Below are 23,932 nucleotides of genomic sequence, written 5' to 3'. Positions count from 1 at the left end.
CTCCGTCACGCCCAGTGGATGCACTCGACCGGGCAGGTATCCATCGCCTCCTGGATCTCGTCCTCCGGGCCGCCTTCGGGTTTGACCACCTCGGCCTTCTCCGTATCCGGGTTCAGTTTGAAAACCTCCGGGCAGATCTCCTCGCAGGAGCCGCAGCCGATGCATTCCTCTTCTTCGATCACAACTCGTTTTCCCATGACAGACTCCTTTCCTGTTTGGTGTTCTTATGAAAACCACCGGCCAGGCCACGACAGCCCGGCCTCCGATTTGCTTCTCAGATGGGCGGCGCGATGGTGACGAGGACGCGCATGTCGCTCTTCGCCCTGACCCCATGCGGTTCGCTGATATCCGAAATCAGGACGTCCCCGGCCTTGGCGGGCAGGGTGCCGTCCTTGGCCAGAAACTCTCCGGTCCCCTCCAGCACGACCAGGCTCAGCTGCCCTTCGATATCGTGGGAGTGGATGGGCAGCTCCTGCCCGGCCCTGAAGTTGAAGTTGAGAATCTTGAAGTACGGCGAATCGTGCACCAGGAAACGCTTCATGTGAAGGTCGTTGAATGTGTTTTCCTCGTAGAGGTTGATCTTTTTCATGTCGGAATCCTCCTTTCGGATAGCCTGCATACATGTTACGCACCGATTGCGGAAGATCGCCCGGACCGGCGGCCCTGCAATCCTCCGCAATCGGGTTCAACCGGGCTCATGCGGCGCTCTGCACGCGGTCCAGAATCGCGCCTCTACGGCCGATGAGGACCTCTTCGACGGGGATGCTCTTCCCGGCCGCCGCCATGGCCTTTTTGACGATGCCCGGCAGGGCCGAACAGCACGGGACCTCCATGCTCAGGATGGTGACCGAGCGGATGCCCGCCTGCTTGAAGATGTCGGTGAATTTCTGCAGGTAGGCCGGGACATCGTCGAACTTCGGGCACCCCATCAGAACGACCTTTCCCTGGACGAAATCCCGGTGGAACGCCCCGTAGGCGACCGGCACGCAGTCGGCCGTCACGAGGAGGTCCGCGCCTCTGAGGAAAGGCGCCGAAGGCGGCACCAGGTGGATCTGGACCGGCCAGTGGGAGAGGGCCGAACCGCTCGAGGCCGCCGCGGCGTCTGACGCCCCGGCAGCAGGGAACGGGGCGCCGGGCTCGAAGACGGCGATCTGCTGCGATGGACAGCAGGCCGCGGCCGCCCCGGCCTCCGGCTGACGCTTTTCCTGCTTCTCCAGATACTCCTCGACCGCCTCCTCGTCAAAGTCCTCGGCCTCCCGCTCGACAATCCGGATAGCATCCCGCGGGCATTCCCCCAGGCAGGCCCCCAGCCCGTCGCAGTAGCGTTCAGCCACCAGGCGGGCCTTTCCGCCCTCGACCCTGATCGCCCCCTCCGCGCACGCAGGCACACACTGCCCGCACCCATCGCACTTCTCTTCGTCGATCTCGATGATCTTCCGCATCACCTTCATGCCTGTCCTCCCATCAACACTTCACGCGCGAGGGTCTTGCCGCTCTCCGTGTAAAAGCGTTCGCCGATCGTCCGCTCCAGGTCCGCCTCCGTCAGCGGCCCCTCCTTGTGTTTCTCTTCGAGGTTGGCGATCAGATCGGCGTCATAAACGCATTTGAAATTGATGTCCTCATCCGAGCGCGGGTGATGGTGGTGCGCGATGATGTCGCAGACCTCCTCGATCAGTTCCTCCCGCGCACCCAGCCCCTCGAGGATCCCGCGCGCAACCGGCACCCCCTCCTCCTCATGATCGCTGGCGTTTTCACCCGGGTGCTTTTCCTCCGAAACCTCGATGCCGACGTCATGGAGATAGGCGGCCGAGAGGATGACGGCCAAGTTCCCCGCCTCCTCCTTCCCGATCCGCTCCGCATAACGCGCCACGCGGCCGGCATGCCCGATGCGCTTGAAGTCCCGTTTGAAATAGCGCTTCATCTCGATGGCCACCCGGTCCTTGAGGAGGTTCTCCTTCTGGGCCAGCAGCTCCGGCGGTAGATTCCCGATGCACTGTTCGGCATAGCGGCAATAGGCCGCACACCCGAAGTCCATGTTCGGGTTGAGCATCCGGTGCCCGCACGCCTTGCACAGACGGGTCGTGTCATCCTTGAAGAACTCGACCGTGTTGCCACACTCCGGGCATTTGGCCTCGAAGATGGCCCCCGGCTTCCAGTAGCGGCTATCCTGTCCGGGACATTTCATTGCTTCGCTCCTCTCGTTTGCAGGCCCCGCCGTCCGTGCAGCATCCCTGAAGCGGGGCGCCGCACAGCCGGCCAAGGTCATGTTGTTTCGTTCCCGGGGTTGACCCGTGGGGGGGTCAGCACCCGCTCGGCCTCCCGAGCGGGCGCCTCTCGCTCCGGATTGGAAACCGGGTTGTACCGGGAAATCATTTCCGGATGGACTACCCCAAGATCGCCTTCAGATCTTCATCCACCGTGCTGATGGGCATGATATTGAAGTTCTTCACCAGCACGTCCAGCACGTTCGGGGTGATGAAGGCCGGCAGGCTCGGCCCGAGGCGTATGTTCTTGATGCCGAGGTAGAACAGCGTCAAAAGGATGGCCACGGCCTTCTGCTCGTACCAGGAAAGGATCATGGACAGCGGCAGATCGTTGACCCCCACGTTGAAGGCCTTCGAGAGCGCCACGGCGATCTGGATCGCCGAGTAGGCGTCGTTGCACTGCCCGATGTCCAGAAGGCGCGGGATGCCGCCGATGTCGCCCAGATCCTTGTCGAAGAAGCGGAACTTCCCGCAGGCCAGGGTCAGGACCACCGTGTCCTTCGGGGCCTTTTCGACGAACTCCGTGTAGTAGTTGCGACCCGGCTTAGCGCCGTCGCACCCGGCCACGAGGAAGAAGTGCCGGATGGCGCCGCTCTTGACCGCGTCGATCACCTTGTCGGCGACGCTCATGACGGCATTGTGCCCGAAGCCGCACATGACCGACCGCCCGTTCGTGTCCTCCGTAAAGCCAGGCATCTCCAAGGCCTTCTGGATCACCGGGGTGAAATCCTTGTCGGCGATGTGCCGAACGCCCGGCCAGCCGACGAGTCCGGTGGTGAAGAGGTTGTCCTTGTAGGATTCCTGCGGCTTCTGGATGCAGTTGGTCGTCATGAGAATCGCGCCCGGGAACTGCGCAAACTCCTTGATCTGGTTCTGCCAGGCCGTCCCGAAGTGCCCGTAGAAGTGGGGGTACTTCTTGAGCCCCGGGTAGGCGAGCGTCGGCAGCATCTCGCCGTGGGTATAGACGTAGATGCCCTTCCCCTCGCTCTGTTTGAGGATCTCTTCCATGTCTTTCAAATCGTGGCCGGATACCAGAATGGCCTTTCCCTTCTTCGTGCCGAGGGGCACCTTCGTGGGCACCGGGTGTCCATAAGCCTCGGTGTTGGCGGCATCCAGAAGCTCCATGACCTTCAGGTTGACCTCGCCGCACTTGAGCACCAGGCCCACCCAGTCGTTCAGGCCGAGGTCCGTGCGCAGCGTGGAGGCCAGCCCCTCATGGATGAAGGCATAGACCTCATCGCTCTCCTTGCCGAGGATGTGGGCGTGATCGGCATAGGCAGCCACGCCCTTCAGCCCGAAAACAAGGGTCCACTTGAGAGCGTGGACATCCGGATCCGGTTCGCCGTCTGCCTTGATGCCTACCCCTTCGCCCTGTTTGACCAGTTCGTCGAGCGAGGAAGCGGGTTTGAAATCCGCCGCGCCTCCGAAGTCCGTTTTGCCGCCCGCGGCCCGCACTTTCGCCTTCAGGCCTTCCCGCAACGCGACACAGCGGTCCAGCAGTTTTACAAAACGCTCCGCATCGAAATCCACGTTCGTCAGGGTCGAAAAAGTGGCTTCGCAGGTAAAGACGTCGACATCGCGGTCCGTCACACCCACCCTGCGTCCTTCCACCGCCACCTGGGAAAGCCCCTTGAGGGCATATATCAGGAGATCCTGCAGGGCCGCTACCTCCGGCTGCTTCCCGCACACGCCGATCTTGGTGCACCCTTCGCCCTTTGCCGCCTGCTCGCACTGGTAACAAAACATGTTGACCCTCCCTTTAAAAATTGGATTCACTGCCTTGGGCATCCCCACAAACCGATGCCTGATTCCCGCACGTTTTGGTGCCATTCTGGCAGGTCAGGCGGAAGATCGCCTTGACTTAAGTCAACAGCATACCTTTTTTCGCTCTTTTTTTTAATTTTTCGATTTTCCCGCCCCATCCCCAGTGGATCAGCTCGCCGCAAACATTCGATTTCTTTGACGATCGTCAAACAGCTCGTTTCCATTCGGAAATGGTCTTTTTAGGCCATTTCCGGGTGGAAACCAGCCTATTTGACAGCCAAAGTCGAAACGGGTTACATAGTGCAGGAGACAAAACCGCTCCGAGCCTATTCCAACCGCTCTGCAAGGGAGACGCTATGCCCCTGGACGACTTCAAACCGCTTACCATCGAGCACAAAGACACCTTCGACGCCTTTTTCCGAGAGGACCCGCCCAGGATCTCCGAACTGACTTTCACCAACCTTTTCATCTGGCGGCACAAATATCGTCCTGTCTGGTGCCGCTGGCAAGACTGCCTGCTCGTCCTCTTCGAGCCCGAGGGTCAAGCGCCCTTCGGCCTGCAGCCCATCGGAAGCGGCGATAAGGCGAAGACCCTCGGGGCCCTCGAAGACAGCCTCATAAGCCTTTCCTCCAACGCCGTGAACCTCGTCCAACGCGCCGATGAAGTGTTCGTCGAGCGCTTCATCGACCCGGCACGCCACACTGCCCTTTTTGACCGGGACAACAGCGATTACGTGTATCGCACGACAGATCTGATCGACCTGCCCGGGCGGCGATATCACCGCAAGAAGAACCACCTGAACCGATTCCTGAAGACCTTCGCATTCGAATACCGCCCCATGGACATGGAGGTCGTCGAGTGCTTCCTCGACATGCAGGAAACCTGGTGCCAGATGCGGCAATGCTCCGAGCATCCGGATCTCCTCTCCGAAGACTATGCGGTCTATCAGGCCTTGACCCATTTCGAGGAACTGGGCTATACAGGGGCGGGGATCCAGATCGAGGGGCGGATCGAGGCATTCACCCTGGGAGAGATGCTGAATCCGGAGACGGCCGTCGTCCACATCGAGAAGGCGAACCCGGAAATCCCGGGGCTTTATGCCGCGATCAACCAGATGTTCTGCCAAAGGGCCTGGGCCGGCGTCCCCTTCATCAACCGGGAGCAGGACATGGGGATCGAGAGTCTGCGAAGCGCCAAGGAATCCTATTCGCCCGACCACCTGATCAAGAAATATTCCATCCGGCTGAAAGGATGAGCAACGCGCCGACCGGCACAGCCCAAGCTGTAGAAAGGGGGGGACGTTGTCCCCCTCCCCGACGCCCCAGCTGAAACGAGACTCAGGACGAGGATATCGCCGTGGACAATTATATCAAGGCAGCCATTCTGGACAACGAAATCGAGGCGCGCCTTCTCGAGTCCATCCTCGAGGAGAGGCAGATCCCCCACATCCTCCAATCCTATCACGACACCGCCTACGACGGGCTTTTTCAGACGCAGAAGGGATGGGGCGTCATCCGCGTGCCGCCGGAGCATCGCAGCGAGGTCCTCGAGATCCTCGAAGACCTCCGCGACGCCGCCGGCAAGAGCTGATCCGGTGTGGGGGATACCGGAGGTCGTTTCCATCCCGAAAAAAGGGGACTAGAAGAGGCACCCTGTCATGCGCAAATACGTGTTTGCAGCCGCTCTGGCCGTCGCCCTAATCGCAGCGGGCTACGGCCTATTCGAACCAGCGCCCGTTATCCGGAATTCTCAACCGCTCGGGGAGAGCATCGTGTGCTTCGGGGACAGCCTGACCTATGGAACCGGGGCTGAAGAGGGGATGGACTACCCTTCGCAGCTTGCAGACCTCATCGGAGGGCCCGTAATCAACCAAGGGATCCCGGGAGACACCACCTCCAGGGCCCTCGAAAGGCTGGACCGTGACGTGCTCGCCCTGTCCCCTCGCATCGTTTTCCTGACCCTCGGCGGAAACGACCTCAAAAACGGCGTTCCAAAAGCGACGACCTTCCGCAATCTCGAGGAGGTCGTCACCCGGATCCAGGCCGAAGGGGCGCTCGTGGTCGTCGGAGGGATCGATCTCCCGTTTTTCGGACGGGGTTTCGGCAAGGCCTACCGGGCGCTCTGCGAAGAGACCGGGGCCCTTATCGTCCCCGATATCTACGACGGGATCATGGGGAATCCGGGCATGATGAGCGACCAGATCCACCCGAACGGTGCGGGTTACGCCATCATGGCGCGGCATTTTCACGATGCGGTCAAGCCCTATCTGCAATGAGATCAGGGCAAGGGACGCCCCCCACCGCCAATCGGCGGCGCCCCATCCAATAGGAGAAATCGATGAAGTATTCCGAAGCGCAAACGGGGCGGGTTTTCGTCATCCGCCTCGAGGACGGCGAGATCCTGCATGAAACCGTGGAGGCCCTTGCTGAGAGGAAAAACATCCGGGCGGCCGCTTTGATCGCGCTCGGAGGGGCCGACAAGGGGAGCCGGCTGGTCGTCGGCCCCTCCGACGGACGGGCGCAGCCGGTCGTTCCCCTGGAGCACATCCTCGCCGATGTCCACGAGATCAGCGGCACGGGGACGCTTTTCCCCGACGAGAGCGGCAAACCCGTCCTGCACATGCACATCGCTTCAGGACGGAGGGACCGGACCGTAACCGGCTGCGTCCGCAACGGCGTCAAGGTCTGGCAGGTCATGGAGGTCATCCTTTTCGAACTGCTCGGATCCTCGGCCGCTCGGGTCATGGACGAAGAAACCGGCTTCAAGCTGCTACGCCCTTAGACGATAACCAACCGGAAATGATCTTTCTTGCCGATCCCGGCATCGACCTTTACGGTTGCTTGTGCACTGATCTACAGATCACCTCCGCACAACCGACCGATTTCCTTTATATGAACAAGAAATGCCCATTTCCGGGCTGGCAAGGGCCTATTCTGCGCAGGCGATGCCTCTCATGAACCACAAGGAAAGTATTTGCAAACCCGATACCTGGGCGTGGTGAGGCCCTGTGACACTCAAACCATAGTCAAGCACGTTTCAGTGCTGAAACGGACCATCGCAAGGCAAAGCAATCGGTCAAAAAAAAGGGTTTGAAGGGGAAAAGGCCTGTTTTCAGGCGAAAACAGGTTGACAAATCGGGACCGGCGGATAAAATGGCGCTATTCAGCCTCTGGCGGAACAACGCTTGTCCCATTCAGGTTCGCTGCGGGTTTTGACCCACGCTGTGTTTCTTATGGAATTCAACCGACTAGCCGATCTTCGAGCAGGACAGACATATGGATCGACGATTTTTCCTCAAATCCGCTGCGCTGGCTGCCGCTTTGATCCTTTCCCGAAAGGATTCCGCATGGGGCGCGCTTTCCCGTAAAACCTCCAGCAAGGAACTGGCGCTCTACAATGCCCACACCGGTGAAGACCTGGAGGTCTGCTACTTCTCGAAAGGGGAGTACCGCACATCGGCGCTCCGGCACATCAACTACATCCTGCGCGACCACCGCACGGACGAGATCAAGCCTGTCGACCGAAATCTCCTCGATATCCTGAGCGCCCTCCGCAAAAAACTGCATCTCCAGGAACCCTTCCACGTCATCTCCGGCTACCGATCCCTCTCCACCAACGCGATGCTCCGCAGAAAAAGCCGCCATGTGGCCAAAAACAGCCTCCACTGCCAGGCCAAGGCGGTCGACATCACCATCCCGGGCGTCCCCCTTCACACCCTCCGTCAGGTCGCCATGAACCTCCAGCGAGGCGGTGTGGGCTATTATCCCCGGGCCGGCTTCATCCACATCGACACCGGCCCCGTCCGATACTGGTGAACATCTCCGATCAGGACCCGACAACCGCTCCTCTCTTCGAGGACCCGGCTGCACTGTGGGAGGTGCCCGAAAGCGCCCGATTCGTCTCCGAACGCGCCCGTGATGTCCGCATCGATGAAGAAAACCTGCACCGATTCTGCTCCCTTCTGGCCGACCGACCGACGCTCGCCGTCCCATGGGATGCCCGGTACCATTTTCAGGGGGAAGAGGCGGAAACCTGCGCCTATCTCCTGGTCCTCGACACCCTGAACTTCTGCTTCTGGGCTCCTCCGGGAACCAGGCGCTGGCAGGTCGAAGATGAGCGAGGTGAAAGCCTGAACGGTTATTACGCCCTGGCAGCCGCGCTCAAGAAGGCGATGGAGGCCGGCATCCCGCTCGCCGACGCATCCTTTCTCGCCGCCCTTCGAATGGACGATCTCGTGCAGATCCTCGGCGGACGAGGCGCCCTCCTATTGATGCCCGAACGTATCGAGGCGCTCAACGAAACGGGAAGGGTCCTGATCCGCGCTTACGATGGCCGCGCCGAACGGCTTGTCCGATCCGCCGATCGGTCCGCCCTCGCCCTGGTCGGACGCCTCGCCGCGGATTTTGCGTCGTTCAAGGATACAGCCGTCTATGGAGACAGGAAGGTCTTCTTCTACAAGCGCGCCCAGATCCTCGCCGCTGACCTCCACGGCGCGTTCGGCGGGCAAGGGCTCGGGGAATTCGAGGATATCGGGGAACTGACGGCCTTCGCGGATTACAAACTGCCCCAGGTCCTGCGCGCCGAGGGGATCCTGGTCTACAGCCCCGATTTGTCGACACGCGTCGACCGCATGGAGCCGATCCCCCACGGGTCGCCGCGGGAGGTCGAGATCAGGGCCTGCACCATCGAGGCCGTCGGCCGCATCTGCCGCCGGCTCACCGGCATGGGCAAACCCTGCATCCCGGCCGTAATCGACGCCCTCCTCTGGACCCTGGGCCAGGAAGGGCGCTACCGGAAAAGCCCCTACCACCGCACGGAGACCCTCTTCTACTGAAATCTCTTCGATGGCTGTTCAGGCAAAATCCCCCCTGACCCCTGCCGTTACAAAGGCTCATCCATCGATGCGCATCAGGTCCAGCTGGAAGCGGAAGAGCCGAAAAAGATCTTCGTGGAACGCGTCCAGCAGAGGCAGCATGGATCATCAGCCTGCCGCAGGAAACCATCCCCTGACCGGGCTGGAAACCACCTTACCCCAGGCCATCACGTCCCGACGTCTGAATCATGTCTTCAGGATTTCTTCAACGGCCTGGGCGACCGCCTCCGAAAAGGCCGAATCGTTGATGTAGGCCTCGACCTCCTTGATCGGTATCGACGGATCGAGGCGCTGTCTGAGTGTCTCCAGCAGCGCCGCGTCGGCCTCCGGATCCCAGTAGGGCTTACCCTCCCGGTCGAGCGTGGAGAGCCCCCTTCGAGGCCAAAGCACCATCACCGGACCGCGGGTCTGGTTCAGCTTTTCCGCAAGCTCCTCCCCGAGGCGGCGGTTCTCCTCCGGACTCGTGCGGACAAGGGTGGCCATCGGGTTGTGGCAGTATAGGTTCCGGCCCTGGAAGCAGGCCGGGACGGTTTCGGGCCCCAGAAAGTTGATGAAATCCGCGCTTCCCGGCACCACCACCTGCGGGATGCCCCGCCTGCCGGCTGTGGTGAGCCGATCCGGCCCGGCCGAGGCGCGCCCCCCGAGCATGAAGTTGGTGACCTCGTTCACCCCCAGCTCGACGACCGCCTCCACTTCATGGGAGGCTACATAATCTTCGAGGGCCTCCCCGCCCGTGCCGATGGTGTGGTAGACCAGCACGGCATACCCTTGGGCCTCCAACCGATCTTTGACCGCCAGGCCGCAGCCGGTCACCGTTCCGTTCATGCTCATCACCACGAGCGGGCGGTTGCGGTCAGGGAGAGACGCCATGTTGACCATGCCCACCATCGCCCCCGCCACGTTGACCAGGATCCGCCGCGTCAGCCGGTTGATGCCCGCCAGATCCGCCACCGGGGGCATGACCAGGACATCCTTGGGGCCGATGTAGGGCCAGAGCCCCGCCTGGGTCACTTTGGTAGAAACGAGGAGTTTGGGAAATCCCAATGGCAGGCATTTCAGGGTGGGGGCGACAATGACGGACCCCTGGCCGCCGCCGATGGCCAGCAGCCCGTGGATCCGCCCTTCGGCCAGGAGGCCGGAGATGACAACCTGGAGCCCGGTCGCCATGATCCTCTGGGCGAAGGCCTCGTCCCCGGTTTCCACCAATTGCCGGATGGTTTGCCCGCCGGCCTCGGCGATCCGTTCGCGGGGGATGTCCGCCGGGAGATAGGGTTCGTCCAGAATGCCCGTATCGACAACGAGCGCCTGGACGCCCTCATGTGTAATCAGGTCCCTTAGAAGTTCGATCTCGGGGCCCTTGGTGTCCAGGGTCCCCACAACGGCAACGGTCTTCTGCATGGCATCCCCCAAGGGGTTGGCGAGGGTTTACAGCCGGTGCAGGTGCCCCCGGGCCATATCGTTTTCAGACCCGCGGGCGCCTTTCCTTTGACCATGATGACCGGTTTTCGATCGATCTGATTCCCCCCGCCATCGACGACGGGGGGCTGTGGAGGCTTGAATTTTCCGGGCTTCGGAAATGGCACGTATTCCTCCGCCCGCGGCGGGGCTATACGTTCGCGAAGAGGTCGGACCACTTCTCGAGAGTCTTGCGCCTCAACTCCGGACCGGCCGTGTTGACCGGCGGGAACTTGTCCTTCCAATGGTAGGGGCGACAGGCGTTGATGAACACCTTGGCCGTCGTGTAGTCCTTGCGCGCGCGTTTATCCGGATTGATCATCGGATCGAGCGGGCTCGTGAGGAAGCCGGGGACGATGTCGATGTAGGCCTCCGGGTCGCACCGTGTGGTCACCGCCCAGAGCACCTCGTCCAGGTTCGACGGGTCGATGTCCTCGTCGACCGTGATGATGTAGCGGCCCGTGCAGGCGCCGCCCTGCAGGAACGCGCCCGCCAGCGTGGCCACCTGCTTGGCGTGCCCGAGGTAGCGCTGTTTGAGGGATACAACCGCGATAATCCGGTCGCCAGGGCCGTGGACGTAGACGCCCCGGATATCCATCATGCCGGCCTTCTCGAGCTCGTTCCAGAGAAAGGTCGCCGAGTGGATCGGGATCGGGAACCAGGTGTTGACCGGGGGCTTCACGGGCGGCTGACCGAAGAGGATCGGGTCGTTGCGGTGGTAAAGCTTCTTGATCTGCACCACGGGCTCGTTCCGGGTTCCCGAGGCGTAATAACCCTGCCACTCCCCGAAAGGCCCCTCGGGCCGGCTGTCTTCCTCGGGCGGCGGCGAGAACCCGCAGGCCACGATCTCCGCCGTGGCCGGGATGGGAAGGCCCGTCACATCGTCGATGACGACCTCGACGCCCTGGCCCTTGATGTACCCGGCCATGTCGTATTCGGAGATCCCCCACGGCAGCGGCATCGTGGAGAGCGCGAAGAGGAGCGGATCCTGGCCGAAGCACATGGCGACCGGGCAGGGCTTGCCCATCGCCCAGTATTTCTCGCGCATGATGGTGGCATGCTTACCCGGCGATGCATAAAAGGCCAGGGTCGTCTTGTCCTGGATCATGACCCGGTAAGTCCCGAAATTAACCCAACCTTCGTCCGGGTCGCGTGTGATGGTGATGACGCCCGTGCCGATGTAGCGGCCGCCGTCCAGCGTGTGCCACTTGGGGGTCGGGATCTTGAAGATGTCGATGTCATTCCCGGTCAGGACGTTTTCCTTCACGGGGCCGTTCTGCACCTCGACCGGCGGCACCGGCTTGAACCCGTTCCACTTCTTCTTCCAGTCGGCCACACACTCCAGACGGGACAGGTCGTCGGGGAACCCGAAGGCAATGCGCTGACCCACCTCGTGATGCAGCAGGTTGGTGGCCACCCGAAACCCGGCCGGGTATCCTTTGATGTTGTCAAAGATCAGGCCGGGACCCTGCTTTTCCGCCATCAGCTCATTGATGGTGCCGATCTCGAGATCCCAGTCGGCATTGTTCACCACGCGCAGTCTGCCCTTACGGTCCAGCGCCTCCAGCAAGCCTCTCAGGTCGTTGATCATCGCATCCCCTCCAGCATAAAAGTTTCATATTATGGAACATGGTTTCACTTTTAGATTGACATTATCCGCCCGAACTGGTATGTGTCAAGCAAAAAGTGAACGATACTCATTCGGCATGCGAAAAAATTTGATGAAACGGGGGATAAGCAAGTCTTAGGGGGCTCCGGGCAGCCAGTGCGGAAAACAGAAAGATAATAAAGAGGCAGGAAAAAAGGAAAAACAGCTATGACCCCTCACCACAAAGAAACCGAAACAGCGTACCGCGTCCAAGTTCTCGAGCGGGCGCTGGACATCCTGGACTGCTTCAGCTTCGAAAGGCGGGAGATGAGCCTGTCGGAGGTCGTCCAGAAGACCGGGCTCAACAAGACCACGGTCAAGCGGCTCCTCGCCAACCTCACGGCCAGGCGCTACCTCCGCCAAGACCCCCTGTCGAAACGCTACCACCTGGGGCTGCGCCTCTTCGAACTGGGGAGCATCGTGTTCTCGTCCTTTTCCCTGCGCAAATCCGCCGACCGCGCGATGTCCCAGCTCCGGAACGAGACCGGCGCCACCGTGCTCCTCGGCATCCTGATGGACAACCAGCTCGTGTATGCCGACAAGAAGGAGGGCAGCGGCGCGATCCGCGTCGTCTCCGATATCGGATGGCGCAGACCGCCGCACTACGGGATGCTCGGGATGGTCCTGATGGCCCACCTCAAGGAGGACGCGGTGGATCGCACCCTGGAAGAGAGCCCGCTCGAATCCTACACCGTCCACTCCATCGTGGACAACGATCGATTCAAGCGGCGTTTGCAGCAGATCCGGGAACAGGGCTATGTGGTCGAACACGAAGAGGCCTTGGACGGCGTCATCGGCATTGCCGCCCCCATCCGCGGATACCCGCAGCGGGTCGTCGGGGCCTTGGGGGTCGCCTTGACCGCCACGGAAGGGAAATCCGAAGAACGCCTGAACACGATCGTCGACAAGCTGAGACTGGCCGCCGAAGAGATCTCCGCCGACCTCGGCGGCGGCATGAACCCGTAGGAGGCCGGCCACGCAGACGGGAACACCTTTTGTTTTTTCTTGTATTTTTGCATTTCAAATGCAAAAATACCACCAAAAGGAGGAGCGTGGCTATTGAACCGATATATTCAGAGATCCCTGGAAGAGGCGCTTCGAAGAGCCGTCGACCAGTTTCCGGCGGTTGTCTTGACCGGGCCGCGTCAATCCGGCAAGACCACAACGCTCAAGCATCTTTTCGGCGCCGAATACGGTTATGTCTCGGTAGAGCCTCCCGATATCAGGGCTTCAGCCGAGGAAGACCCGCGCGGTTTTCTGGAGCTCCACCCGCCGCCGGTCATCTTCGACGAAATCCAGTACGCCCCCAGCCTCCTCACCTACATCAAGGAGCGTATCGACAGCCGGCGTGAAGAACCCGGGCAATATCTCCTGACGGGTTCCCAAAACCTCCTGCTCGTTCAGAACGTAAGCGAGTCGCTCGCGGGCCGGGCCGCCGTGCTTCGCCTTCTGCCCCTGGCAGCTCGAGAAGTCTTCGGCCGGCCGTTCGCACCTCTTCCCTGGGAAACCGAAGGTGTACAAACCAACCCGGTCAGCCTCTCCTATCAGTCGTTCTGGAAGGCCGCCCTGCGGGGAGCCTACCCCGAACTCGTCGCGAACCCGGAGAGGGACATCGGATTATGGCATTCGAGCTATGTGCAGACCTACCTGGAGCGGGATGTCCGTTCTCTACGGCAGGTGGGGGATCTTACGCAGTTCCAATCCTTTCTGCGCGCGCTCGCCGCCAGGAGTGCGCAACTGCTCGGCCTGACCGACCTGGCCCGGGACCTCGGGGTGGCGGTCAATACGGTCAAGGCCTGGCTCTCGGTTCTCGAAGCCACCTACCAGATCATTATCCTGCGTCCCTATTTTGCGAATGTCGGGAAGCGGCTCGTGAAAACCCCCAAGGTCTATTTCACAGACCTGGGTCTGCTTTGCCACCTCACCGGCATCAGCGATGCGCGGCATGCATCCGCCGGACCCATGGCGGGGCCGATCATGGAGACCGCAGTCCTCACGGAAATCTACAAAACCATCACCCACCGCGGGCTCGATCCGCAGATCTATTTCTGGCGGACCTCCAGCGGCTCGGAAGTGGACATCGTTGTCGAGCATGCCGGGAAAATAGTCCCCATCGAAGTAAAGCTGACGGCGACGCCCCGTCCAGCCTCTGCCGCCGCCATTCGGACGCTTCAGAACGACCTCGAAGACAAAGCCATGCCGGGCTACGTTATCCACCCAGGGGATGTCACCCTGCCCCTTGCCCCAAACGTCACCGCCATACCCTTTTGCGCGCTGTAAGTTTGGGCAGAGCCCTTCAGTGACTTGTACTCGGTGATCGAGGGGCGCTAACAGACTGAAACCCAAAGGCGGGCCCCTGTGCCCGACCGGAGCCCGCAGCGGTATAGAATGAGTGCCATACAGAAGACAAGGAGATGCGTGTGAAACCGATTCGAGCCATGCTCCTGGACATGGAAGGAGTCCTGGTCCACGGCAGCCGGTTGGAGCCCTTTCCCGATGCGGGCGCCTTCATGGCCGCCCTCCGCAGCAAAGGCCTCCCCGTCCGCCTCGTCACCAACCACACGGTCCGCCCCCCTGCCGAGATCGCCCGGCGCCTCAGGGAGGCGGGCATCCCCCTCGCCGAAGACGAGATCCTTTCGCCCCTGTCGACCTGCCCGCAAATCCTCGAGGCCAACGGGGCCAAAAGGCTCTTCGTGATGGGAACGGACGGGCTGAAGCGCTTTTTAGCCGAAGCGGGTTTCGAAATATCGGCAGACCCTAGGGTCGACGCCGTCGTCCTTGCGAAGGACCTGTCGATGGGCTTCACCACCATCAAGACCGCCGCCACCGCCTTGAAACGGCACGGCGCCCTCCTCTGCGCCCTGAACGACAACCGGTTGATCCTGGACGACGACGGGCTGGTCTTTCCCGGCCCCGGCGCGATGGCCGCCCTGTTCACCCACGCCTGCGGCTACCCAAAACCGGTTCTCCAATGCGGCAAGATGAGCCCCCTTTATAACGACATCCTCTTTCGAGACATCGGCATCGCACCCTCCTTCCTCGCCATCGTGAGCGACGACCTCGAGACCGACATCCGCGGCTACGCCGGACTCGGCCTCCAGACCATCCTCACAACCACCGGGAAATGCAGCCGGTCCGACGCCCGGGGCGGCCCGCCCCCCGATCTCGTCGTGGACAGCCTGACGGACCTCATGGCTCATCTGGGCTGGTAGCATTGGCGACCCATTCCTCACCGTCCGTCGCCCGGTCCGGCTGGTTGTGCGGATTTCCCGTCCGACTCGTTCACTGACAAGATAGCGCGCCCCCGGTCCGGGCGACCGGAAGCGCGCCTTCAGGGGGAAGCTTGACGGAGCGCGGGGTCTTTAGAATCCCAGCTCCGACCATCGTGCCTCGACCTTCTTGACCACGTCGGGGTCGAGCTTGATCGGGATGGGCTTTTCCTTCCAGTCATAGGGGATGGTGGCATCCAGCAACAGCCGGCCGGTGATGTCGCGCTGGTCGATCGGCAGCGACGGATCGAGCGGTGTCGAGCGCCCGCGCTTGATGACTTGGCAGCGGTTCGGCTGGAAGCGAAAGCTGAGGGCATACAGGACGCGGGGGATGTCCCACGCGTCGATATCCTCATCCACGGCGATCACTGTCTTGAGCCCATAGGCCCCCATCTCGGTCGAGATCGCGGCGGTGAGGACCTGATCGGTGTGGCCGGGATACATCTGCTTCAAAGAAATGATGGCCAGGAACCTCCCTGCCGCCTCGGGCGGGCAGTAAACGGACTGGATGCCGGGGATCCGCATATCCGAGAGCTGCTGCCACAGGGTCGCCCCGTAAGTCAGGGCCAGGGCCATGTGCGAGTCGGTGACGGCGCGCCCGACGGTGGTCGACATGAAGATGGGGTTGGTCCGGTAGGTGACCGCCTTGACCTGGATGAAGTTCCGCGGGTCGGTCCCCACGCCGGAGTAGTACCCGGTGTACTCCCCGAATGGCCCTTCCGGGTAGAAGGCATCCGCATCGACCTCCCCTTCCACGACGATCTCGGCCGTAGCCGGCACGAGGAGGTCGTTCGTCTCGCACTTGACGACCTCGATCGACTCGCCCCGGATGGAGCCTGCCAGGTCGTATTCCGACTGGAAGGCCGACACCCGGGCGGCGCCCATCAAAAAGAGGAGCGGGTCGCAGCCGACGACCACCGCCACGGGCATGGGTTTGCCCATGGCCTGGTACTTCTTGAGCATGATGTCGGCGTGCTTGCCCTTGATGAACTGCGTCCCGAGCTTGTCCTTTTCGAGAAGCTGCAGGCGGTAGGTGCCGAGGTTCACCCAGTCCGAATCGGGGTCCTTGGTGACCACGAAGTGGGCCGTGCCGAAGAAGCGCCCCCCGTCCCGCGGGTAGAACTTCGGCACCGGGAACTTGAAGAGGTCCACCTGGTCCCCCTCCATCTTGTTCTCCTTGCAAGGCCCCGTCGCGACGACCTTGGGCGGGATGCCCTTCTTGCCCTTCTCCACCCAGTGGCGCATGAGGTCGACCAGGGTCGCGTCCTTGTGCATCCCCATGATCATCGCCAGCCGCTCGGTGGTCGTACAGGTGCTCATGAGAACCGGGGAGCTGTATCCCTTCACGTTCTCAAACAGGAGGGCCGGCCCCTTTTTCTCCTCGTTCAGCTTCGCGATGTGGGACATCTCGAGGTCCCAGTCCACCTCGGCCTTGATGCGCTGGAGAATTCCCTCTTTTTCACATGCCGCGATGAAATCCCTGACGTCCTTCATATTTGCCTCCTGCTGATAAATGGGTTCAATAAATCCGCATTCTCGAAGGCAGTTTGGAGACCCGAGCAAGGGCCGAAATCCAGCCCCAAGGTCCTCCAGCCCCGCCTTGTTTCGCAGTAAAGCCAGTCCTATCGACTATAGGAAAAAATCAAACAGGATGGCAAAATAATAATAGTTATTCGAGATAAACTATTGGTTAACAAGCTTTGCCGGGAAAAGGCCTTGCCTCAAGAAGCGGGCCGCACCGGACCCCGCCCCTTCCCACAAGGCCAATCCGTACCTTTGCCTGTTTGGCAATTCCCCCCGGCGGCCGCATGCCGCCGAAGGGGGCAACCGAATGATTTATTGACCTTGTTTTAGAGTTTTTCCTCGGGACAGGAGATGCCCTTGCAAAGGACAATCCCCTCGTGAGGGCAGGTTGACATCCCGATCGGCCTCATGATGCGGGGCCTGCATCCGGCGGCGGCGGGGTCGGGGGCAAAGGCCAGAAATCCCACAAGGCCGAATAGGCGGCCCATGCCGGGAACGTCAATCCGAGCATCAGATTCGCAATGACGAAAATATTGTTCGGATAATGCATCGCCTCCGCCTCAAAATGCGATGCGCAAAATGATCCTATGCCATGGTAGGCGATTATCCCTATTATGACCGCTGCGGCAATATTCAGCAAACCGCAAGCCAATGCGCTCTTTACCAGTCTACCAGGCCACATCTGAAACATGAATACAATCATCAACAATCCGAAGAGAAAGGATACTATGTAGAGCATGAACTGGAGAGGAACTATTTTCATACCAAAAACACCAACCGCATAGAGGATATAACCCAGCAGAGCGCACATACAGGTTACAGAAATACCCATCAGCGGCTGTTTCCTCATTGAATCATATCGGCTGAACGGCCAGAACTGCAACGCCAGGAAACAGAAGAGAAAAGCCAGACTACACAAGATAAAAGCAAGGAGAGACTCCCACGCTACAGGGCCCATGGGTGCCATATCGGCAAAGCCCTCCAACGGCCCCGCCGCAGCATAAAACGGCACCGTGAAAACCGGTGATTCGATCACTCCCCTGGCATGCGTCAAATACCCGAAATTCCCCGCCATGCTCACCAGCCAACCCAGGATATAAGCTGCGATCAGCGTCAGAAACCCTTTGCCGGGTAGAGACAGTCCGTTGAACGGCCACGTACCGAACGCCAGAATGAGATAGAACGTTACACAAACCGTTATAATCGCCTGCACGTGTATGAACGGTGTGGCGGCGCCTCCCGCCATGAAGCCGACCAACCCGGCACCGACCAGAACACCGAAAAGCACCACAAAAGCGGTCAGGAGGAAACCCTTCCAGGGCTGGGGCAACCCTTCGGTCGAGGGATAACGGCCTTGCCATCCGGCCCCGATCATCGCCAAGACAGGCACATTGGACATGATGATCGTCGTAAACAGCCCCAAATACCCCTTTACATCGAAAAGAGAGGTGATGATCATCATAGATCCCAGTGTAACCACCAGCCCAAACAATCCTCGCCAGGGCTGCATCGTGGTCCAGCGGGCCGAAGGTATCATTTCATCCATGGTACACCTCCATGCAAACGTCCATCGGATCCCGAAAATCCCGACGGCGGAATTTTTGAACCCGAAGGGTCGATTTCGGTTTTCCGCCCCCCTCCGGCCGCATCCGCACCGCCAAAGCGCCGTCGGCGTCCTGCGGGGATGTGCGGCGGGCTTCGCTCCAATCATTCTTTGATCGAGTCGCGCACCCGAATACCCATCACGCCCGCTTGACGATGGTCACCTTGCCGGTGCTCCCATCCACGCGGATGATATCCCCGGTCTTGATCACAGAAGTCGCGACCCCGGTCCCGGTCACGGATGGCAGACCGTATTCCCGTGACACGATGGCGGCATGGGACGTCAGCCCGCCGATATCGGTCACGGCGGCCTTGATCTTGGTGAACACAGGGGCCCACGACGGGTTGGTCGTCGGGGCGACCATGATCTCGCCGGGCTCCAGCTTGGCGACATCCGAAAGCAGTTTGAGAACCCGGGCCGGCCCTTCCGCCACGCCGGCCGAGGCGGGGAATCCCGACATCTCGTCCAGGTGCTCCACTTCGACACCCGTTCCCTTGAGCCACTCCTGCACGGTGTCCGTCGTCACACCCCAGAGCATCAGGGTAAAAGGTTCGGCGATCTCCTCCGGCGGTATCCCTATGGCCGGAGGCGGGTTCCATTTCAGTGCCGCCTCGAGGATCCTTTTTCGCTTCCCGGCCTTTTCGATCCAGAAAGGCCCCCGGGTCGGGACGCCATGTCCGAGGGCCCACGCGGTGGCAAGGTCTTCGAGGAGCATCGGGACTTCGAAGCGGTTGAAGAGATAGATGTCGTCGGGATTGCTCAAGACGCCGTGCCTGGTGAGGATTCTGCCGAACTGGGCGATCTTTTCGAACCAGATGGTGTGCAGCCAGTGTTCGACCCAGAAGAGATGGTCCTCGGTGTATCGGTAAATGGATTTGACGACCCTATAGGCATCATCGAAGGTTTTCCGGTCGGCCTCGGAGCGGATGAGCGATTGATACTCCGATACGATCCGGTTGCTCTCCTCGGTGATGCCCTCGAGTTTACGCTCGATCCGCTCGCCCTGCCCGAGCCGTTCGACATAGCTCTGTATATAGCTGAAAGGGAGATCCATCGTATTGATCCAACTCCCCTCGTAATGAAACCACCCGCTTCCGTTCGAGACGTAGAACCAGGGGTTCTTGATCTTGTCCATCTCCTCGAGCCAGGCCCGCCCCTGCGGTGTGCCGCTGAGGCTGCTCATCTTCTCTTCGGCCGAGCCTTTCCTTTTCAGGACCTCTGCGACAGCGCCATGGTTCATGGCGAGCCGACTCAACCGACAGAGTTCCTCATCGGGACGAAACATAGACACATCCGCGCCCGCAACCATCTTTCCCATCGTGCCGTCCTTGATCCCGGGAAAGAGCTTCTTCGCCGTGTCCACGAACATCAGATAGGCCAGGTAGGCCAGGTTGAGATACTGGAAGTGATACTGCCAGCCCCTGAAGATGAGGTTGATGATATCGTTGAAGTTTTCCATCAGCAGGTTGGCTTCGGTATACCCCTTGGGCGTCGGAATGACGTCCTCCTCGGGCACGAAGGTGTACAGCTCCTCCGGGATTTGAATGGACTCCATGTCATGGCCCAGTTTCTGGAATTTCCTGAGCCACTCGTCCCATTGACTCGAATAATGCTCGAAGGTGTAAGGGACCCTCTGCCCGAAGAGTTCGCCCTTTTTCTCGATGACGTTTGCAGGAGGCGGCTCGACGGCACCGATGTACATGTAGCAGCCCAAGATCCGTTGGGCGACTCCCTGCGCCGGAGGGATGCAAAAAACCCGTGTGGTGTACTGCGAAAGCGCGATCTGCCAGGCCTCCTGGAAGATGTCGTCCAGCGGGTAGAGCGGATCGGCGGCGTGGATCTTGTCGTGATACCAGAAGTGCCGCTTCTCCCAATCCTCCCGGTCCTTGCTGAAGAGGCGCTGGGGTGCATACATCTTTTCCCATCCCTTCATTTCGGCCGGCAATTGAATCTCTTCTGCAAACGGAAATTGGGCTGCCATGAGGTCCTCCCCTTTTCTGGATGAATGGTGCTGTTTCCTTCTCGATCCGCCGCCATGGCTCAAAGGCGCGGATCCGCCCCTGGTTTTTCCCCCGGCCTCTTCAAGGCCGGAAAAACCTCCCCGGCATGAGCGGTGGCTAATCTGCGCACCGCCCTACGGTTTCCCGGACCTTTGCCGAACCGCGGCCCTCCGCCGACGGATGCGTCCGGTCGGACCCATCCGCAGAAGACAACCTCCTCGTACGCGGGTCGAGAAACCTGCTCCCGCCGAAACATTCCTTCCAGACAAAAACCGGATACACTTCTCAGGCGTTACCGAATCCCGAACCCGGGAACGCTCCCGGCCTTCGGCCGCCGCAATGTTCCTCTTGGTCATAGACAACACTGCAAGCCCTGCGTGCAACGAGCGCCCGCACGTAAGGGTAAATCAAAGCTGCATTGGAATAGGGTGTGCCGGGGCCAGGAAGCTCCCGGCTTTGCGCGGAAAAAACCGTCAGGTCGCCCAAAGGGCGGCCCCGCGGCCTGGCGCGGAGATGGGCTGGAAATTCCGCTTCGGGACAATCATCCGCCGGGTGGCAGGGTTTGATTCCCTTATCGGCTAAATTTGAGAGAAAAATAGTCAGGCAGGGTTCAGCGCTCTTTCCGGCGGTATGCCGTGGGAGATCTGCGCTGCAGACGACACCGGTAGCACTCGAAACGGCTACGGCGATGTCATTCTTCATGGCAACCCCTCCAATCCCTCCTGTGCAAAGAGGGTCCTGGTTCTGGTTGCTGAACAGGCATCCCGATTTTGAAGCCGTAATGGCGATCCAGCCTCAAGCGCGGGGTTTTTCTTCAAAGAACACGTTGAATCTACAACTCAATCGCTTATATTCTCCAAGCGAAACGCCTCTTTCCTCCATGATAAAGCTGACCGTTTTTGCTCATGGCGCATTTACGCTGCCTATCGCTGCATCTTATCCCGTTTGAAACAACCTTAAGAAAAAGGATTTGACAAGGCAAACTAAAAATAGTTAGCTGATGTGAACCTATTGTTCATACCATCAACACATCCGGCCCATCTCCAATTGCACGCCGCCTTTCTGGTCCGATTCGGGGTCACCACCATGATTTTGAACATGAACCAGCTGAGGGCCTTTTATACAGCAGCCAAGCAGAACAGCATCACCAAGGCTGCCGAAGTCCTGATGGTCACGCCTCCCGCCATCTCCAAGCAGGTCCGACAACTCGAAGAGACCATCGGGATGAAACTCCTCTATCGCAGCGGCAACACCATCGAGTTGACCGACATCGGCCGGGATGTCTTCCGCGAGAGCGAGGCGGTTTTCGAGAAGATTACGGACATGGAGAACTATCTCGAAGACATCTCGATCGGCAAGCTCGGAGAACTGCGGATCGGGTGCCCCCAGACGCCCGCCAAGTACATCATGCCCCGGCTGATCGCCCGGTTCAAGGAGACCCACCCGGGCATCCGGATCATCGTGGACCAAGGCACGAACATGGAGATGGTCCGGAACCTCCTCACCAGTCGGAACGAACTCGCCCTCATTCGTAACCGGCCTGACGACCGGCGGCTGAAGATGAAGGTGCTGAGGAACGAAGAGATCCTCCTCCTGGCCGCTCCGCACAGCCGCCACCTGCCCGGACGCGAGATCTCCGTCACGCTCCTCGACCGGCTCCCCCTCATCCTGCCGAAGGAGGGTTCCGCCGTAAGGGACGTGACCCTCGAATACCTCCAGCGCTACAAGATCTCGCCGAACGTCGTCATGGAGTCGGGCAGCATCGGCCTCGTGAAGGAGCTCATCCGCCAGGACACGGGGCTGTGCTTCCTCGAGCGCTATGCGGTAGCGGAGGATCTCGCCCGGGAGCGGTTGACCGCCGTCACCATCCTCGAGGGCTCCCCCAAGGTGGAGTTCGGCATCGGGTACTTCCACAAAAAGCACCTGTCCCCCGCCGCATGGGCCTTTCTGCGGCTCCTCGACAAACTCGACGACATCGTACCCACTGTTTCCTTTTGAGTATCACGCGAACCTTGCTTCGTTTCCGGATGGAAACATCCTCATTTCCGGATGGGAACCTGGTTTATACCGGGAAGTCATTTCCGGATGGATACTGTTGGCCGCCACCCCCTCTTTGTCCCTCAGGCCTGGTGTGAGGATCTGCCGCTGCCGTCAGAAAAGAGCGACAGGCTTCACCGGCCGGCAATAAACCGCAAAACCGTCCGTGCCCCATGCCCCCCATACCAATCTTGCATCGGCCCTCCTCCAGACCTCCACTGAGGCCACCTTATATCACTTCCGACTTATATCAAATATGATATAACATATTGAATTGCTTAGAAAACTTTTCGTTTTTCGCTTGACAGCCCACCTCTAATCGTCTACCATAGCATACAAGTGTTCGCTATATAGAACGATTCTCAGGAGCATCAAAATATGACAAAGAGCTTCAAGAAGGTGCCGGCCCTCGAAAAGGCCTTCAAGATCCTGCACCTCCTCTCCAAATCCGAGGGGCCAATGGGCATCAGCGAGATATCGAGAGCGCTCGGATACAACAAGAGCACGGTTTCGAGCATCGCCTACACGCTCTGCGCCCTCCAGATCCTTGAAAACACGCCGGACGGAAAATTCCGGTTCGGCACGGAACTCTACCTGCTCGGCCGCGCGGCGGGCAAGAGTTCGGAGCTGATTCAGACCGTGCACCCCTTTCTGCAGGAGATCCAACAGAAAACCGACCTATCGCTCTTCCTGGGGATCCGTTCCGGCGACCGCGCCGTCATCGTCGACAAGGTGGATAGCACCTCCGACCTGCGCGTCGCCTCAGAAGTCGGCATGCGGCTGCCGCTTTCCGCCGGGGCCGGAGGAAAGGCGCTTCTCTCCCAGCTCGACGATGACGACATCGACGCCTTCCTGGCAGAACACGATCTGAAGCGGTTCACTCCGAGCACCTGTATGGACAAGGAGGCATTCAAACAAACCGTGCTGAAGGTTCGTGAAACCGGTGCCGCATACGACATGGAAGAATACATCGAAGGGATCGTGGCCATAGCCGTTCCCATCGAGACCTTCCGGCGGTCGGTACAAGCGGCCATCTGGGCCATCGGTCTGAAGCGGCAGATCCCTGACAATCGCCTGGAGGCTTATGCGAGCCTGCTCAAGGAGGCGGCAAACCGGATCAGTCTGCGGCTTTCCATGGAATAACTTTCCATGGAATAAAGGGGTTATCTCATCCTGGGGATTCCGACGCAGTCCGACCATCGGGGTGAAGCCCATACCGGGGTCGATCCCCCGAACCCCGGGAGTCCGGCAACGTCTGCCAGGGACAAGGCAGTCAAGGCGAGGCCCTGCAGCGTGAAGGATCGCTGCACCATGCAGCAAGCGGCGTCTGAAATGACACGCGAAAACCCTGGCCCCGAACCGCTGCCTTTGGGGAAGGGCATCCCGTTCGTTAGTTTCCATCCGGAAATGGTCTTTTTGGCCAATCTCGGCATCGATCTGCACGTTTGCTTGTGCGGCGACCTGCAGGTCGCCTCCGCGTAAACGCTTGATTTC

The 23,932-nt window shown here is 60.3% G+C and carries 26 protein-coding genes; 14 read left to right on the top strand and 12 right to left on the bottom strand.

Annotated features, from left to right (window positions below; translation table 11 throughout):
* Window positions 1-5 precede the first annotated feature (5 nt).
* The 6 genes from ACZ500_RS26420 to ACZ500_RS26395 form a co-directional block, all read right to left on the bottom strand.
* Window positions 6-197 (bottom strand): ferredoxin, encoded by a 192-nt coding sequence (locus ACZ500_RS26420; protein ID WP_464230422.1) that lies wholly within the window; start codon window positions 195-197, stop codon window positions 6-8.
* 77 nt (window positions 198-274) lie between these two features.
* Window positions 275-589, bottom strand: coding sequence for a cupin domain-containing protein (locus ACZ500_RS26415; protein ID WP_464230421.1), 315 nt, complete (start codon window positions 587-589; stop codon window positions 275-277).
* Window positions 590-695: 106 nt separating this feature from the next.
* A complete protein-coding gene (locus ACZ500_RS26410; RefSeq protein ID WP_464230420.1) occupies window positions 696-1,451 on the bottom strand; it encodes an ATP-binding protein in 756 nt (251 codons plus the stop codon).
* Window positions 1,448-2,185, bottom strand: a complete 738-nt coding sequence (locus ACZ500_RS26405; RefSeq protein ID WP_464230419.1) for an HD domain-containing protein — start codon at window positions 2,183-2,185, stop codon at window positions 1,448-1,450. Before ACZ500_RS26405 ends, ACZ500_RS26410 begins: the two co-directional genes overlap by 4 nt.
* Window positions 2,186-2,384: 199 nt before the next feature.
* The gene (gene hcp / locus ACZ500_RS26400; protein WP_464230418.1) at window positions 2,385-4,010 is read right to left on the bottom strand and encodes a hydroxylamine reductase; all 1,626 of its coding nucleotides are present in this window, start codon (window positions 4,008-4,010) and stop codon (window positions 2,385-2,387) included.
* A 26-nt stretch (window positions 4,011-4,036) separates the two neighbouring features.
* Window positions 4,037-4,237, bottom strand: coding sequence for a hypothetical protein (locus ACZ500_RS26395; RefSeq protein ID WP_464230417.1), 201 nt, complete (start codon window positions 4,235-4,237; stop codon window positions 4,037-4,039).
* Between the two features lie 21 nt (window positions 4,238-4,258).
* Between ACZ500_RS26395 and ACZ500_RS26390 the strand changes: the two genes are divergently transcribed.
* The 7 genes from ACZ500_RS26390 to ACZ500_RS26360 all read left to right on the top strand — a co-directional run bounded on the left by ACZ500_RS26390 (window position 4,259) and on the right by ACZ500_RS26360 (window position 8,863).
* Window positions 4,259-5,284, top strand: coding sequence for a DUF2156 domain-containing protein (locus ACZ500_RS26390; RefSeq protein WP_464230416.1), 1,026 nt, complete (start codon window positions 4,259-4,261; stop codon window positions 5,282-5,284).
* Between the two features lie 101 nt (window positions 5,285-5,385).
* Window positions 5,386-5,619 (top strand): hypothetical protein, encoded by a 234-nt coding sequence (locus tag ACZ500_RS26385; RefSeq protein WP_464230415.1) that lies wholly within the window; start codon window positions 5,386-5,388, stop codon window positions 5,617-5,619.
* Window positions 5,620-5,686: 67 nt separating this feature from the next.
* The gene (locus ACZ500_RS26380) at window positions 5,687-6,304 is read left to right on the top strand and encodes an arylesterase (protein WP_464230414.1); all 618 of its coding nucleotides are present in this window, start codon (window positions 5,687-5,689) and stop codon (window positions 6,302-6,304) included.
* A gap of 62 nt (window positions 6,305-6,366) precedes the next feature.
* Complete coding sequence (locus ACZ500_RS26375) at window positions 6,367-6,810, top strand: PPC domain-containing DNA-binding protein (protein WP_464230413.1); 444 nt, start codon at window positions 6,367-6,369, stop codon at window positions 6,808-6,810.
* A gap of 17 nt (window positions 6,811-6,827) precedes the next feature.
* Window positions 6,828-6,986: a hypothetical protein gene (locus ACZ500_RS26370; RefSeq protein WP_464230412.1), complete on the top strand. Its 159-nt coding sequence runs from the start codon at window positions 6,828-6,830 to the stop codon at window positions 6,984-6,986.
* 318 nt (window positions 6,987-7,304) lie between these two features.
* Window positions 7,305-7,844 carry a YcbK family protein gene (locus ACZ500_RS26365; RefSeq protein ID WP_464230411.1) on the top strand — a complete coding sequence of 180 codons (540 nt, stop codon included), beginning with the start codon at window positions 7,305-7,307 and terminating at the stop codon, window positions 7,842-7,844.
* A complete protein-coding gene (locus ACZ500_RS26360) occupies window positions 7,841-8,863 on the top strand; it encodes a queuosine 5'-phosphate N-glycosylase/hydrolase (protein WP_464230410.1) in 1,023 nt (340 codons plus the stop codon). Before ACZ500_RS26365 ends, ACZ500_RS26360 begins: the two co-directional genes overlap by 4 nt.
* A gap of 225 nt (window positions 8,864-9,088) precedes the next feature.
* Here the strand turns inward: ACZ500_RS26360 and ACZ500_RS26355 are convergent, their stop codons facing one another.
* Window positions 9,089-10,300, bottom strand: coding sequence for a Tm-1-like ATP-binding domain-containing protein (locus tag ACZ500_RS26355; RefSeq protein ID WP_464230409.1), 1,212 nt, complete (start codon window positions 10,298-10,300; stop codon window positions 9,089-9,091).
* A 208-nt stretch (window positions 10,301-10,508) separates the two neighbouring features.
* Entirely contained in the window at window positions 10,509-11,948 is a 1,440-nt protein-coding gene (locus ACZ500_RS26350; RefSeq protein WP_464230408.1) for a UbiD family decarboxylase, read from the bottom strand.
* Window positions 11,949-12,173: 225 nt separating this feature from the next.
* Here ACZ500_RS26350 and ACZ500_RS26345 point away from each other — a divergent pair, with 225 nt between their 5' ends.
* From ACZ500_RS26345 to ACZ500_RS26335, 3 genes are all read left to right on the top strand, one after another.
* Window positions 12,174-12,971, top strand: a complete 798-nt coding sequence (locus ACZ500_RS26345) for an IclR family transcriptional regulator (RefSeq protein ID WP_464230407.1) — start codon at window positions 12,174-12,176, stop codon at window positions 12,969-12,971.
* Window positions 12,972-13,064: 93 nt separating this feature from the next.
* Entirely contained in the window at window positions 13,065-14,285 is a 1,221-nt protein-coding gene (locus ACZ500_RS26340) for an ATP-binding protein (protein WP_464230406.1), read from the top strand.
* Window positions 14,286-14,425: 140 nt separating this feature from the next.
* On the top strand, window positions 14,426-15,217 hold the full coding sequence (locus ACZ500_RS26335; protein ID WP_464230405.1) for an HAD-IIA family hydrolase: 792 nt from the start codon (window positions 14,426-14,428) through the stop codon (window positions 15,215-15,217).
* A gap of 150 nt (window positions 15,218-15,367) precedes the next feature.
* On the opposite strand, the gene ppcB is transcribed toward ACZ500_RS26335, so the two are convergent.
* The 4 genes from ppcB to ACZ500_RS26315 form a co-directional block, all read right to left on the bottom strand.
* Window positions 15,368-16,768 (bottom strand): phenylphosphate carboxylase subunit beta, encoded by a 1,401-nt coding sequence (gene ppcB, locus ACZ500_RS26330; RefSeq protein ID WP_464230404.1) that lies wholly within the window; start codon window positions 16,766-16,768, stop codon window positions 15,368-15,370.
* Between the two features lie 436 nt (window positions 16,769-17,204).
* Window positions 17,205-18,344: a hypothetical protein gene (locus ACZ500_RS26325; RefSeq protein ID WP_464230403.1), complete on the bottom strand. Its 1,140-nt coding sequence runs from the start codon at window positions 18,342-18,344 to the stop codon at window positions 17,205-17,207.
* 196 nt (window positions 18,345-18,540) lie between these two features.
* Window positions 18,541-20,382, bottom strand: coding sequence for a PEP-utilizing enzyme (locus ACZ500_RS26320; RefSeq protein WP_464230402.1), 1,842 nt, complete (start codon window positions 20,380-20,382; stop codon window positions 18,541-18,543).
* 304 nt (window positions 20,383-20,686) lie between these two features.
* Window positions 20,687-21,103, bottom strand: coding sequence for a hypothetical protein (locus ACZ500_RS26315; RefSeq protein ID WP_464230401.1), 417 nt, complete (start codon window positions 21,101-21,103; stop codon window positions 20,687-20,689).
* Between the two features lie 46 nt (window positions 21,104-21,149).
* Between ACZ500_RS26315 and ACZ500_RS26310 the strand changes: the two genes are divergently transcribed.
* From ACZ500_RS26310 to ACZ500_RS26295, 4 genes are all read left to right on the top strand, one after another.
* The gene (locus ACZ500_RS26310) at window positions 21,150-21,350 is read left to right on the top strand and encodes a hypothetical protein (protein WP_464230400.1); all 201 of its coding nucleotides are present in this window, start codon (window positions 21,150-21,152) and stop codon (window positions 21,348-21,350) included.
* A gap of 98 nt (window positions 21,351-21,448) precedes the next feature.
* Window positions 21,449-22,399, top strand: coding sequence for a LysR family transcriptional regulator (locus ACZ500_RS26305; RefSeq protein WP_464230399.1), 951 nt, complete (start codon window positions 21,449-21,451; stop codon window positions 22,397-22,399).
* Between the two features lie 417 nt (window positions 22,400-22,816).
* Window positions 22,817-23,581, top strand: a complete 765-nt coding sequence (locus tag ACZ500_RS26300) for an IclR family transcriptional regulator (protein WP_464230398.1) — start codon at window positions 22,817-22,819, stop codon at window positions 23,579-23,581.
* 189 nt (window positions 23,582-23,770) lie between these two features.
* Window positions 23,771-23,920 carry a hypothetical protein gene (locus tag ACZ500_RS26295; protein WP_464230397.1) on the top strand — a complete coding sequence of 50 codons (150 nt, stop codon included), beginning with the start codon at window positions 23,771-23,773 and terminating at the stop codon, window positions 23,918-23,920.
* Window positions 23,921-23,932: the final 12 nt, after the last annotated feature.

The sequence above is a fragment of the Desulfatiglans parachlorophenolica genome, assembly GCF_055394735.1.
This window is presented reverse-complemented; position numbering and strand designations above follow the sequence as displayed.